This window comes from Vallitalea longa (genome assembly GCF_027923465.1).
Taxonomy (GTDB): Bacteria; Bacillota; Clostridia; order Lachnospirales; family Vallitaleaceae; genus Vallitalea; species Vallitalea longa.
The window spans coordinates 117,804-132,758 of the sequence record NZ_BRLB01000001.1; the positions used below are offsets into that span (position 1 = coordinate 117,804).

General features: G+C 30.6%; 12 protein-coding genes. 3 read left to right on the forward strand and 9 right to left on the reverse strand.

The window, feature by feature from the left end; translation table 11 throughout:
- Positions 1-4 precede the first annotated feature (4 nt).
- Positions 5-727, reverse strand: a complete 723-nt coding sequence (locus tag QMG30_RS00490; RefSeq protein ID WP_281811086.1) for an energy-coupling factor transporter transmembrane component T — start codon at positions 725-727, stop codon at positions 5-7.
- Complete coding sequence (locus QMG30_RS00495) at positions 724-1,335, reverse strand: MptD family putative ECF transporter S component (protein ID WP_281811088.1); 612 nt, start codon at positions 1,333-1,335, stop codon at positions 724-726. Before QMG30_RS00495 ends, QMG30_RS00490 begins: the two co-directional genes overlap by 4 nt.
- Before the next feature lie 199 nt (positions 1,336-1,534).
- On the opposite strand from QMG30_RS00495, the gene QMG30_RS00500 reads away from it, so the two are divergent.
- Positions 1,535-2,506 (forward strand): helix-turn-helix domain-containing protein, encoded by a 972-nt coding sequence (locus QMG30_RS00500; protein ID WP_281811090.1) that lies wholly within the window; start codon positions 1,535-1,537, stop codon positions 2,504-2,506.
- A 171-nt stretch (positions 2,507-2,677) separates the two neighbouring features.
- Here the strand turns inward: QMG30_RS00500 and QMG30_RS00505 are convergent, their stop codons facing one another.
- The 3 genes from QMG30_RS00505 to QMG30_RS00515 form a co-directional block, all read right to left on the reverse strand.
- On the reverse strand, positions 2,678-4,057 hold the full coding sequence (locus tag QMG30_RS00505; protein WP_281811092.1) for an MATE family efflux transporter: 1,380 nt from the start codon (positions 4,055-4,057) through the stop codon (positions 2,678-2,680).
- Between the two features lie 356 nt (positions 4,058-4,413).
- A complete protein-coding gene (locus tag QMG30_RS00510) occupies positions 4,414-4,677 on the reverse strand; it encodes a zinc ribbon domain-containing protein (protein WP_281811094.1) in 264 nt (87 codons plus the stop codon).
- Between the two features lie 129 nt (positions 4,678-4,806).
- The gene (locus tag QMG30_RS00515) at positions 4,807-5,715 is read right to left on the reverse strand and encodes a helix-turn-helix transcriptional regulator (protein ID WP_281811096.1); all 909 of its coding nucleotides are present in this window, start codon (positions 5,713-5,715) and stop codon (positions 4,807-4,809) included.
- Positions 5,716-5,968: 253 nt separating this feature from the next.
- On the opposite strand from QMG30_RS00515, the gene QMG30_RS00520 reads away from it, so the two are divergent.
- On the forward strand, positions 5,969-7,297 hold the full coding sequence (locus QMG30_RS00520; RefSeq protein ID WP_281811098.1) for an S-layer homology domain-containing protein: 1,329 nt from the start codon (positions 5,969-5,971) through the stop codon (positions 7,295-7,297).
- Between the two features lie 283 nt (positions 7,298-7,580).
- Here the strand turns inward: QMG30_RS00520 and QMG30_RS00525 are convergent, their stop codons facing one another.
- Both QMG30_RS00525 and QMG30_RS00530 read right to left on the reverse strand, forming a co-directional pair.
- On the reverse strand, positions 7,581-8,039 hold the full coding sequence (locus tag QMG30_RS00525) for a GNAT family N-acetyltransferase (protein ID WP_281811100.1): 459 nt from the start codon (positions 8,037-8,039) through the stop codon (positions 7,581-7,583).
- A 321-nt stretch (positions 8,040-8,360) separates the two neighbouring features.
- A complete protein-coding gene (locus QMG30_RS00530; RefSeq protein WP_281811102.1) occupies positions 8,361-9,158 on the reverse strand; it encodes a glycoside hydrolase family 25 protein in 798 nt (265 codons plus the stop codon).
- A 384-nt stretch (positions 9,159-9,542) separates the two neighbouring features.
- On the opposite strand from QMG30_RS00530, the gene QMG30_RS00535 reads away from it, so the two are divergent.
- Positions 9,543-14,123 (forward strand): hypothetical protein, encoded by a 4,581-nt coding sequence (locus QMG30_RS00535; protein ID WP_281811104.1) that lies wholly within the window; start codon positions 9,543-9,545, stop codon positions 14,121-14,123.
- Positions 14,124-14,272: 149 nt separating this feature from the next.
- Here the strand turns inward: QMG30_RS00535 and QMG30_RS00540 are convergent, their stop codons facing one another.
- Together QMG30_RS00540 and QMG30_RS00545 are read right to left on the reverse strand one after the other, a co-directional pair.
- On the reverse strand, positions 14,273-14,554 hold the full coding sequence (locus tag QMG30_RS00540; protein WP_491851249.1) for a COG3650 family protein: 282 nt from the start codon (positions 14,552-14,554) through the stop codon (positions 14,273-14,275).
- 9 nt (positions 14,555-14,563) lie between these two features.
- Positions 14,564-14,914 carry a ferritin family protein gene (locus tag QMG30_RS00545; RefSeq protein ID WP_281811108.1) on the reverse strand — a complete coding sequence of 117 codons (351 nt, stop codon included), beginning with the start codon at positions 14,912-14,914 and terminating at the stop codon, positions 14,564-14,566.
- Positions 14,915-14,955: the final 41 nt, after the last annotated feature.

Below are 14,955 nucleotides of genomic sequence, written 5' to 3' on the forward strand. Positions count from 1 at the left end.
CTCCTTATAATACTATCGCTAACACAAGTAATGCAGTAAAGCAAATAGTGCACATAACATCTGCTATTGTAAAATGTATTTTCTGAACACACGTACGCAGCTTAGGATTCTCGATACCTCTTGTAACAGCCGCTGCTGATAATTCATCTGCTACTTTTGATGCTGACATCATAAGAGGTACATATACACATTCTATAGTTTGAAGTGGTGTAACTAGAAAACCTTTAATTGATGGTGATACATTTCTCATCTTCATAGCATCTTTTATACATCCAAAGTCCTCACCAACCATTGGAAAATATCTTAGCATTACAGTTAATGGAATCACTACACTTCTGGGCATATGAATACGATTCATTGCTGCCATGAATTCATTAACTTTTGTTGTAGAAATAATAATTCCACCAAGCATACCACATGGAAATATTTTTCTAATAAACATACAGAAACTTACAAGCATTATCTTTAGCGTTTTGACCAAATATATTGAGCTTAGTGACTGTATCAATAATATTATGAAATATGCAACCGACATTTTAAAAGTAAACCTATATGCTCCTGTAATCAAACCAAATATAATAATAAAGCAAGCAAGTATCACTTCTAATTTAATAGAACCTGCAAAAAAAACTGACAGATTACCAACTAATAATATATACAATTTGGTTCTTGGATCTATATGTATAAGTCCTTGTTTTTTCGAACTAGTTATAAACATTAAATTCATGCTGTTATTCCCGCTTTTTCAAATTGTTTTTTTAGTAGTCTTTTACCTAATAAAGCACTTATAAATGCAAGTAGCAGTGTTCCAATAACCATTGCTGGCAACATCCAATCCTTAGCTGTAGCAACCATTGTATCCATATAAGTCTGTTCTGTTCCTTTACCAACTAAATACTCGATATATTTACTCTGATTTATCCACAACATCATGTATGAACCAATAGGATTAAGAGAAAATATCATGAATCCTAGAATATTAAGTTTATTATTTTTGAACTTACCTGCACCTGATATCAGCTCTGCTACAATTGCAAGTATTATATATGCTACTGACCACAACCAGTACATACCAGTTACAAACATAAGTAATCCCATTAATATACCAAGTATTGTGATTGGTCCATGTTTTGGTACTTTAGCTATTAATAATAAATATACAGGACCAGTTAATAAAGCTACCGATGGTGGTAATAAGAATGTTAGTACTGGATTAGGTGCAAATAATATTCCTCCTATCATCGTTAATACGAAAAACAATGCAGAGAATATTCCTGTTACTACCAAATCTTTAATTGATAATTTTTGTTCTGAAAACCCTGTTACATTAGACATGTCAAATTCCTCCTTAGTTATTAATGCCTTCATTTTCCCTTATTGACAAAGTAAATAAGTTTTATTAAAATAGCAAATATGTATTAATATGCTGAAACTAAGTATACAACTGTGTAATCCAATTGACAATGATTATCAATCGCATTCGTCCGATCCTGTTAAACATTCGTCTAATTGTGATATTAAAGGAGGGTTTCTAATGGAAGATATCATTAAATGCATACATGAACCTTGTTTGAAAGAAAAAGGTTTTACACCCTATAAAAGTAATAAGTATAATTCTATGGGACAATGTTATAAAATTGATCCTAGGATAGGTCAAGGTTACTACTGGATCTATGCTCAAGATAATCTTTTCGCTATTGTCATTCATGATTTCTACTTCTATGAAGATTATCTGTTAGAATGTAAATTACCAGAATATCTCAGTATCACCTATTATGATTCTATTTCAGGTGAAGAACTGAACCCATATAAAAGATTTAGTGCTGGATGTGTCAAAGGCTATTGGAGCCATAATAATGCTTACCAAGCTCTTTTCCATAAAAATATTCCTATACGTTTGATTGGTATAGAAATTACCCCTGAATATTATGAAAACTACCTTAAGCAAAAATATCCTGGTGAATACATGAGTCCAAGGTCAGCTTTATTAAGTATTAATGAAGATACTAGTTTCCCTGAGCTAATACTGTTACTGAACCAATTAAGAAGTTATAAAGGAACTGGAATGGCTGCAAAATTATTCTATGAAGGTAAAGTTGCTGAAGCTATATCACTTATTGTAGAAAAATCGAAACTTATTAAACCAAAAGACATAAAAAGAATAACAAAGCAAGATTTAGAACACATACAAACCGTTACATCATATATCAACGATCATTATGCATATGACCTTCATTTAAAAAAGTTGTCTCAAATAGCTTGTATGGGAACAACTAAACTAAAATCAACATTTAAAGAGATACATAAATGTACCATTACAGAATATATCCAAAATAGACGTATGGGACAAGCAGAACATTTATTATCCAATACCGACCTTAGTATAGGTCAAGTAGCAAACATAGTAGGATATCACAGTGCAAGTCGTTTTTCTGAATTATTCAAAAAAAGCACAGGATTACTTCCACGTAAATATAGAGAATTTACATTAGGAAAAACTAACTAATTCAATTCATCGAAATAAATACAACTTAATAATTATCAAAAAAAGCCTTTATATCTATTTCAATAGAATTAAGGCTTTTTTCAAGTACATTAAATTAATCGTCATACAAAAATCATTTCCAATATGCATAATCATCACATATATTAAATTAGATTTAAATCTATATGAATGCTAACATTCAGCTTTAACTAACTTTACGATATTATTATCTTTTATATTTTTATTTAGAGCAATGAACTCTTTAGAAACCAAAAAGCAACTTAAGATTATAGTGAGTAGGTCTCCAAGTGGCATAGCAAGCCAAGCCCCTGTTTCACCTATGATCTGTGGTAATATTAATACTATTGGTATAAAAAACAATATCTGTCTACCCATGACTAACATTGCCGCTTTGCTTCCTTTTCCAATACCTTGGAAGAAAACTATGGACATGGACATTATGCCATATAGAATAAATATCATAAGGAATATTCTAAACCTACCTATACCTAGTTGTGCTAATGCCGGATCAGTTATAAACCAACTCAATATGGTTTTAGGGAAAATCATGAATAAAAGCCATAACCCACCAGCAACACCAGTTGATATCTTAGTGTATGTTAAGTAAGCCTTTTTCACTCTTAAATACTGTTTGGCACCATAATTAGCTCCTATTATAGGCTGTACCCCTTGAGCTATTCCCCATAAAGTTATAAAAGCAAACATCATTACTCTATAAGATGCACCCATAATATTTACACTATCATTTCCTCCTTTGCTGGATAATACCTTAAACATTATTGACATCTGGATTGCAGGCATTATCTGCATCACCATTCCTGAAAATCCAACATTCAATATCTTAGGCATAATATCAAATGACATCCTGAAACTTTTCCTTGATATTTTTATGATACTTTTTCCTGATTTAAAATATATGACGTCCCCTACTGCAACACAAAATTGAGCAATGATTGTAGCTAATGCAGCACCTTCTATTCCCATTCCAAATACTTTTATAAGTATTGGATCCAGAATAATATTAATAAGTGTTCCAGAAATAATTATTTTCATTGCAACTTTCATTCTTCCTTCTCCACGGATAAGGAAATTAAGTGCAGGTCCTAATGCTGAAAAAATGAATCCCAAAGATATTATTTTTAAATATCTTGTTCCTAACAATAATATATCATCAGTAGCACCTACAAAACTAAGAATTGGTGAAGCAAAATTATAGATTATAAAAGTTAGGGATATTGACAATATAGAAACACCGAACAATACATTTCCAAAAAGTTTATCTATAGTTTTCTGGTCTTTTTCTCCCATAGCTCTTGATAATACAGACATAGCTCCCATAGCCAATAACATTGATACAGCAGTATTTAGTAATACTACATTATATGCTAGAACGATAGCCCCAACTCCATCTGAAGAAACGAACTGACCTACAAATATAGCATCAACCATATTATATAATCCTACTGCTAACATACCAATCATGGCAGGTATTGCAAGTTTAATAAATAATTTCCCCATACTTAATTCCAATAAATCTTTTCTACTATTCATAAATAAACTCCTTTCTATTTCATTAATATGTTATTTATATCCCCATTCCTCCTTATATTAAATATGTACTTGTAATTGATAATGATATTTATTATCAATAAAATTATAGGACTAATATTTATTAAAGTCAATAACTATATATAAAAAATTCTTAATTATTTATAACTTATTATGTGAATGAGCTTACTACAGGACATGAATAGCGAATAAAATATTTCTATTAGAACAAAAGAGGAGTAGGATTTTCCTATAAGATTAAGAAGGCTCTGTTAAAATAGAGCATCCTATCTTAACAGAGTCTTATATGCTTATATTTAATTATTAACTATTACAGGTGGAAAAGTTGAGTTATTAACTTACTTCTTCCATCTTTTTAGAGTTGGAAAGAATTCATTCATAATCTTTCTGGCACCATCTTCACTCATATTTTTATTATTCTTAATCATATGAGGAACACAATAGTCAATCATCTCTTCCATACTACAATCAGCAATAAAGTTACCATCAGTATAGCAATATACACAATAGTCCTTATTTTTACTTCCATCAGAATTTGTTCCATATAAATGAGAGTCTTCCATTGGCATTCCACAACTTTGGCAATAACATACTTTGTTCATATTCATCTTCCTTTCAAATTATGTTTTCTACTCTTTCATATTACCAAACATAATTTGACAACTGAGTGTCATATTATAAAAAATTCATTATTTATATATCATTACCTTTTTAATATGATTAACTTAATTTTAAGTGTAGTAATTATCTAATGTTTTCTGCAGTTTTTTTCTAATTATATCATTAATATAATTTGGCGCAATAACTTTGATATCACTACCGAAAGAAATTATATAATTATATAACCATTCATCTTCAACTGCATTAAACGTAATATCATAACTACCATCACTTTTTTTGAATATATCCTTTAGTTGGAATTCATTAAAAACTCTATGTTTTACTCTACCTGATAAATTAATCTTCATAGTGAATTCTTGAGAAATATTATTGAACAAGTAATTAATATCTATAGGTTTATATTTATCTCTATCAAACATTTTATTTATTATCTTGAGGTTATCAATTCTATATATTTTAAATACCCTATAATCTTTTCTCATTAAACAATAGCCTAATAAGTACCAATCCTTTTGCTTGAATATTAACTTAAGTGGATTAACTACCCTATTACTCTTATCTCCGTTAAAATTATAATAATCAAACTGTATACTTTTACAAGTAGTCAATGCATTTTTCAAATCTTCAAATTTGTTTTTTTCATCTTGGGAACTTCCCCAATAGGAAAAATCCACTTCTATCCAGTTATCATTGTTTTTTTGAAATAGTGTCTTAATTTTTAGAATAGCATCATCAACATTTTCATAGTCTGTCGCTTTTAATAATTCTAGACCAATAAGTATTTTATTTTGTTCATCGTTGGATAAAATTGATTTGTTTATGACAAAATTATCTAGGAGACTAATACCTCCGTATTTTCCTTTATTTGCATATATTGGTACTCCCGCCATAGATAAAGCATCTACATCTCTATATACAGTTCTCGTTGATACTTCAAGGATATCTGCCAATTCTTTTGCAGTCATTTGTTTTTTATCTAATAATAAATATACAATCTGAAATAATCTGTCTACTCTCAATAACATCACCACCTGATATTAATTATAGCAGATAAATATGACAGCAGTTGTCATATTATTGTCTGCAAAACTAAAAATAAAATTTTTTATATAATAATTCTTATTTTTTATACTCATTTTATTTAACTTACATATTCAAGACATAATATGATAAATTAAGAAAAAAATTGACAATTTATTGACAAAAACACCAATTTGGTATAAAATTTTAAGTGCTATTTATTTTTTTATAATAATATTAGGAGGAGAACGAATGAAAAAAATAATTACATTACTATTAGCATTCACCCTTGTTTTTGGTACTTGCACTTTCACTTATGCTGCTGAAAACGATTCACAAGCTAAAACTGCAACATTAGTATACGAAAAAGCTATATGGACAGATTATTATGGAGATAAAATACTTTGTAAAATAACAATTAAAGGTGTTGTTGGACATCAACTAGAAAATAATAATTGTGTTTATAAAAATTATGATCACAAATTTTTAGATGATTACTCTGACAATCCTGAACTCTTTACATATGATGAAGAAACACACGAAGACAATTGGAATGGTAAAGGTGATCTAATAGAGAATGGATTAACTATATTACCAGTTGCTAAAGGTGCTGAAATACTTATTGAAGTAATTGATGGTAGTGAGAGTATTGATTTTTTCCCATCATGTTTCCCATTTATTGATGACGAAAAAACTGTACTTTGTCACGGAATGGGACAATGTGATGCTTATTCAACTGGAGAGACTGTAGTATTTGATACAATATATGAAGGATGTGTTGATCAATTTCCTTTTAATCTAAATGGAAAACCAACAGGAATCATGGTTGTTGATCCTGAAACATATCCTCAACCAACTCAAGAAGAAATTGATAAAGCTATAGCCGATATAGCAGCTGAGAAAGCAAATACTGAAAATGAAGATACTGATGCAACAGAAGTTACACCTACTGAAGCAACTGATACTGAAAATACTGAAACAGCAAACAGCGAAACAGTACCAGGACTTGATAATTTCACTGTAAAAAATGAATATACTAATGAAACTTTCAGTGATGTAGCAGATGCTGACTGGTTCAATGACTCCGTTAAATACTGCTATGAAACTGGTATAATGAGTGGTAAAGGTGCTAACAGCTTTGATCCAAAAGGGTCTATAAGTTTAGCTGAAGCTATCACATTAGCTGCTAGAACTAATAATATCTATACTGGTCAAAGTAACGGAATAGAAAATATTGGTGATAACTGGTATGATGGTTATGTTGCTTATGCTATAGAAAATAATATTATCAAAGAAGGTCAATTCACTGATTACAATAGAAATATCACTAGAGCAGAATTAGCTTATCTTTTCGCACATTCAGTAGCTAGTGAAGAACTAAGAGCTATACAAATGTATACAGTACCAGATGTAGATTTTGATACACCTTATAGTGATGAAATTTTCACATTATTTAATGCTGGTGTCGTAACTGGTTCTGATGAAGATAGAACTTTCTACCCTAATAACGATATAACAAGAGGAGAAGCAGCTACTTTAATATTCAGAGTATTAAACCCTGATAGTAGAGTATCATTCTAATTCTGTAATTATTAGGTAGAAATATATTTTTACATATATACATATTCTTGCGACAAAAAGGCTACAAATCTAAATTTGTAGCCTTTTATTAAGCTAATATACATTCTGTTTTTCTATAAATTATACTGACTCTTGAGTTGCTCTAGTCTGACTGCAAAAAATATTATTATAAATAAACATATACCATATATAATTGCATACTCCATTAATTATACCCCCAATAATATTTATCATCAGCTATTTATAAGCAGTATCATGTAGATTCATAATTCCACTTATATGATTACATGATTTTCTCATATAAGAATAATCTAAAATCGCTACTTTTATCAGGAAACTCTTCACCTATTTTTACATACCCCATCTTCTCGTAGAAATGATGATTTCTAAAACTTTTATATGGAGTATCCAAAGTCCATTTTTTTGCATTAGGAAAATTAGCTTCAATTAGAGAAATAACTTCTTGGCCTATCCCCTTATTCTGAGATGAAGGATGAATAAAAATGGAACCTAATGTATAGTTATCGTTTCCATTACTAAAAATACAAGTACCACCTATCACCTTACCATTGTGTACTATATTATAAGCATATCCCTTATCAATGTATCTCAGCTTATGATTATCGATGTCAATTAAAGGTGGGAAATTACCATACTTGTTCTTATCTTCAAGAAAAGATTCAATCGCGATATCAGTCAACTCTTCCAAGTCATTTTTTTCTACCTTAACTAATTCAACCATAATAAACCTCCTGTTTAATACTAATACTATAATAATGTAATTTCATACATATAATAATTTTACCCTACATAATGATACTTGTAAACAAAATATATGACCTCCGTAAGAATAAAGAGGCTACACCTATAGAATATCTCAAGGAAAATAGAAAATGTAGCACCCTTTCCTATCTTATAAAAAAACAGTTTATACTTCTCATACATGAAAACAGCTTAGCTGTTAATGAGCTAAGCTGTTAATCTGTTTTTTGTAGTATAACAATAATCAATAAGAAATTATTACTCGTATTAAAGGAATGTAATAGTGTTTGTTGTTATTATTCTAGAAATACAAATTCAAATCCACATTACCTGTTATACCCTTAACTTTTCCTTCATCAGTATATTGCCATATTTGAAATTCATAAGGGAAAGATGGTTCATCTGCATAATCAGCAATCCATATATCATACTTCATAATATCAGGTAATAATACAGCGTTTTTAAGATAAGAAGAACTTCCATATATCATTGGAACGAAACCCGCTTCTTCTATCTTTTCACAAAATGCCAGAGCAACTATTGTCTTCTCTTTTCTAGTCAGATTATTGGTTCTACCGTCCTCTACTCGCTCCATATCAAAAACTATCGGTAACTCGATATCATAATCTTTTATGTTATCTAAAATGAATTCTGCTTCTTCCTCTGACTCTTTTATTGAAATAGCTTGTGAAAAGAAATATACTCCTATATCAATACCTGCTTGACTTGCTTTTTCTATATTATTACTATAATTCTTATCAAGTGAGATTTCACCACTTCTATAGCCTCTGTTTCCTAATCGAATAACTGCAAAATCAATATTATCTTGTTTCACTTGTTCCCAATCAATATCTCCTTGGTATGTTGATACATCAATTCCCATTAATGCTTTAACTCCATTTTTGTCAATATATTGCTTTTTACCATCAATATCTGTTAAATACTCCCACTCGTAATTATGTTCTTCCAATGATGATATATTTTCTTTTCCAATATTGGGATATTCCAGTGAATCAAGTTTATTATTAAACATATTTGATTTGACAATTACTAATACTACTATACAGAAAATTAATAACAGTACTATCTTGTATTTCATATAACAACCTCCACACCTAAGACTATACATTAGAAGTGTATCATTTTAGTGACTTTTTTCCATCATTTTTGAATATTTCTCATCTGTTAGTTTAGTCAAGTATTAATTATATCTTATTTAAAATTTTATGTAAAGCTTGTTAATTACTTTACGTTTCATATCATTCAGTTAACATGACTACTAGTACCATAAAAATCTCTTATAGAGATATAGTATCATGTTGAAGTATCTGTGTATGGTATATTGCCTCCAAAATACTAATGTGAAATACTAGTATATTATGCTTAAAAAATTAGTAGCAATTGATGATACAAGAAATTAACAGAATTATGATACAATTATATTGTTATGTTACTGTTAATTGACAGAATGAGGAGGAATTTTATGAGAAAGGCAAAAAAAAGATCAAAACTGTTTCCATTGATGGTTGTGGGATTAGGAATAAGTTTAACAACCCCTTATATCACTTCTTATGGTAATGCGATACAACCAAATACCATAATTGGGACTACTGTAATCAGTGAACTAGAAAGTGATAATCTTCCTGTACTTACAAGTATTGATAATAGTAATTATAGTGACTTATTAAGTCAGTACAATCAATATTTGGTAGCAGAAACCACTGATGCTATAAACGATATTGAATCAAGTCTAGAAGATAATGAATTCTACACTGCTCTAGTAAGAAGAACTTTCATTGATAGACTTGGTGCTGATAATCTAGAAAAATTCGAAGCTAAGAGTACGGACCATGCTGATTTCCTATCAACAATTTTCAGTCGAAGCGATCTACTTGACCTTTTTTTACAAGGAAGAGTAGATTACAAACAAGACAGGCTTGTTAAGTCGTTGGATGTATGGAAAAACCTATGGGAGCATGATGAGGATTGTCATGACGGTTTCTATGCAAAATTCGCTATTGCAATGGCTTTAGTTCATGCTAATCCTATTAGAACCTATGATTCAAATCATACAGTCATAGATCCTATTGTTAGATATGACCATTACAAAAAACTTAACACAGAAGGTAAATTATTACCTTCATTTAATAATCTTGATGTTACACACCTGACTATGGTAGCGGATAATGCTACTTCAGACGCAGATATAGATTGGCTTCATAATTTTCTTAGGACCAAACACCCTGATTATATAACTCAAGGCTCATTAAAGAGAGCAGCATTTTTAATGCCTTATGGAAAAAGAGACGGTAGAAATTATCAAGGTGAATGGAAACTAAAAGATCTGCTTGAAATTGGTGGAGTTTGTACAAGAATATCATACTTCGGTACTCTAATATATAGATCATTCGGTGTACCTTCAACTGATGTAAGACAGCCTAACCATATGGCTTTCTTATACATGAGTTCTGAGAATAGTTGGGGGCTTGGTAATAATATTGGTGGTATTGGATATGCTTGGAATAGACCAGCAACTACTATACCTTGGGGAGATCATCCAATATATACAAAGTTATTAGTAGAAGCTTACAAGGACGAAGATAACTTAGTTAAATCCAACCAGTTACTTTGGCTTTCTGAAGTAATGGATTCAACAGATAAAATGCAAATCATCAATAAAGCCATAGATGTTAACGAAAACAATCTGATCGCATGGTATTATAAAATAGATTCCATGATTGCTAAGAATGCAACTATTGAAGAATGGAAACAGATAATAGATGATATACTTGATACTTTTACATATCATCCAAAAGTTATGACAGACCTTCTTAATAGATTACCAATAAAACAAATCTCAGATTATGATAGAACAATATTGCAGGAAATGATTCTTGACATATACGCTGCTTTCGATAAGAATACAGATAGTGAACAATTAAGTACAATTAGAGCATTACATAAAAGACTACCACAAGGAAATCTAGTAATAGCTAAGTACTCTGTAAATGGTCCAAATGCTGGTAGACTTATGGGTATTAAAAAAGGTGAAGAATATAGTATAGACGGTGGCAATACTTACTTGACTGCTACTGAAGATGATTTATTGCTTACAGAAGATCAAATAAATTATATCAACACGGAAGACCATATTAGAATCAGGATCAACGACACTTACGAACCTTATGTGTTGCATATCTACAAACACTATATAAAAGAAATCCATGTAATATTGAATAACGAAGCAAACACTTTAGAAGGTATGAAAGGTTATATGGAATTTTCTACTGATAAAGTGAATTGGACTAAGTATAGTAATAACCTTCCTGATTTATCTGGTTACATAACAATATATATAAGAAGAAGTGGAGAAGGAGCGAATCTTGCCAGCAATTTCTTGACTAGACAATTCACTGCTGCTTCATTCTCCTTTGATGGTGAAAACGCTAATAGACTTATGGGATTGAAGAAAGGTGAAAAATACAGTCTAGATGGTGGTGAAACTTTCACTACTGCTGATGAAGATGACTTGCTACTCACTAAAGATGAAGTGAAATCCATTAATAGTACAGACAATATAATTATCAAACCATTTGATACAGATGAAGAATTCGTATTGCACATTAAGAATTCTCAACTAAAAGATAAATATATCAAAAGTAGTAATTCAGAAAATACAATTTCCGGTATTAATAAAACCATGGAATTTTCTATAGATAAAATTACTTGGATTAGATATAATGGAGAAAACCTTCCTGACCTATCTGGTAATGTTACAATATATGTTCGTAAAGCTGCTACTGGTCTTTACCTACCAAGTAATATCATCGCTAGAAAATTCACTGCTGCTACATTTTCATTTAGTGGTGAGAACGCTAACAGACTTATGGGTATATCAACAGATTATGAATATAGCTTAGATGGTGGTGAAACTTATACTACTCCTTCTGAAGATAACGTATTGCTTACTAAAGAAGAGCTAGATTCTATCACTACTACTCATGGTATTCTTGTCAGAAAGAAAAATACTGATTATATTCTAAAAATCAAGATCGTCAAAGAAGGATTATTATGGAGTACAATCAAATCAAACGATAATTTAAATACTCTAACAGGTATTAGAAGCGGCATGGAATTTTCTATTGACAATAAACAGACTTGGACTAGATATAACGGTAGCAATCTTCCAAATCTAACTGGTAATCTAACTATCCATGTTCGTAAATATGCTAAGAACAATTCTCTACCTAGTCCTGCTGTTACAAGAACATTTACTGCTGCTACATTCTCTTTTAGTGGTGAGAATGCTGGTAGACTCATGGGAATCACTCCTGATGTTGAGTACAGTTTAGATGGTGGTAAGACTTACACTACTCCTTCCATGGAAGACGTTTTTCTTACTGACTCTGAACTTGAATCCATCAATTATAATAATAATATATTATTAAGAACTAAAGGTGACGAAAAGGCTTATACGATTAATATTAATAAAAGCACACTAAAATCCAACAGTCTAGTTTCTAATGATACTAATAATACTATTAAATTATATAGTAGCTACGAATATTCTTTTGATAAAGTCAATTGGATTAGATACAATGGGAATAACGACCCTGATCTATCTGGTAATGTTACTGTCTATGTTCGTAGAGCTGCTGCTGGTACTACTGCAGCAAGTAACATCATATCTGTTAAATACACCATTGGCAGATTCTCTTTTGATGGAACCAATGCTGGAAGACTCATGGGTGTTACAACAGATACTGAATATAGTTTAGATGGTGGCGAAAATTTCACTACTGCCAAAGAAAAAAATGTACTTCTTACTGAAAATGAGTTGGAATCAATTACTACTACTCATGGTATTCTTCTTAGGATGATAGATACTGATGATACACAATTAATCAAAATAGGTAAAAATGGTCTATGGAACAGTACAATCAAAGCTGATAATACTAATAATACTCTTAAGGGTCTAAGCAAGTATATGGAGTTTTCCATTGACAACAAACAGACTTGGACTAAATATACTGGTAGTAATCTTCCTGATCTGACTGGTAATGTTACTATCCACGTACGTAAATATGCTAGAGGCACTTCTCTACCTAGTCCGATTGTTACAAGAAAGTTTACTGGTAATACTCCATCTATTGATTTATCTCACATCACTTTCTCTTTTGATGGTGAAAACGCTGGTAGACTTATGGGAATTACTACAGATGCTGAATACAGCTTAGATGGTGGTGATTCTTATACTGCTCCTTCTGAAGACGATGTATTACTTGCAGATTATGAACTTGATTCAATCAATTCTAAAGATGATATTTTAATTAGAACTAAAGCTACTGACGAAGTTTACACAATCGACATTAATAGTGGTGAATTAGATTCTAGTAGTCTTGATGCCAATGATACTGACAATACTATTTCATTGGATACAAGCTTGGAATATTCTTATGATGGAGATAGCTGGACTAAGTATGATGGTTCCAATAATCCTGATTTAACTGGTGATGTTACTATTTATGTTCGTAAATTAGCTACTGGGACTACAACTTCTAGTGACATGGTTGAAATCCAGTACACAGAGAATATAATAACTCCAGATATACCAGATGAATTGGATACTGTTACATTCTCCTTTGATGGTTCAAAAGCTGGCAGACTTATGGGAATCACAACATATGCTGAATATAGTTTTGATGGCGGCGATTCTTACACTACTCCTTCTGAGGATGATGTATTATTGACTAAGGATGAGTTAGAATCAATGACTAGTACTGATGGTATTCTTATTAGATTGAAAGGAACGGATAAAACTCAACTCATCAAATTGGACCAAAGGACAATACATCCTCGTAACGTTAAATCCAATGATACTAATAATACTGTAACCATCAATAAAAACATGGAATTCTCTATTGATAATAAGAATACTTGGACTAGATATAACGGCAACAACCTACCAGATCTTACTGGTAATATAACTATCCATCTCCGTAAATACGCTACAGGCAGATCATTACCAAGTAAAACTGTCACTAAGAAATTTACTGCAAACTAATTTCTAATATTTACATTAGTCATCTTATATTGAAATCAACTTTGTTACATTATAAACTCAAAAAAATGATGAGATATTAATACTTCCATAGTAGACAGTTAAATCAATTTAATCAGACTATCTACTTGGAAGTATTTTTTTATTATTCATCACTTGAACTTAAGCCCTTTGTTGATTAATAAATCATCTGCTATTATCGCTGTTCCTTCTACTTTAGTACCTCTTTCTACTCTTGGTTCAACAGATGGATTGCTAGGATATGAATTCCCATCATACTTCATGATAGCATAAAATCTATTAATGCCACCACCATAAACGTCCATTACTATATCTCTATATCCATTTGTTTTATTATCAGTTATAATGATAGGATTATTCACTAATGTAAATCTTGATAGTAACTTGTATCTATCATCATCCTCACTAAAAATTACACCTGTTCATCCTCCAGTTCCACACACAGGTATTCCTGTAAGGTAAACGAATACTTCAGGTCGATTATCGTCATTTATGTCAATTCTATTATAATAATACCTAATATCATCTTTATATTCTTCTAATCCTAAACTGTCCATTATAGCTTTTTCCAACTTGTTATCCCTAATGTTTTCGGAACAATAATATTCTATGGATGAGAAATCAATTCCATCCTGACCATTAAGTTTCTTATATATGCATAGATTGTTTTTGGTGCTGTTCAATTGTCTTCTATACGCGTTCTCGTTAGTTTTTTTAAATAAAATGTCAGTCAATAACTTATAATATATAAAATCATTTATAGATGAACTCACATAACTACCTCTAATTTTTTATTCTACATTAGTATATGATG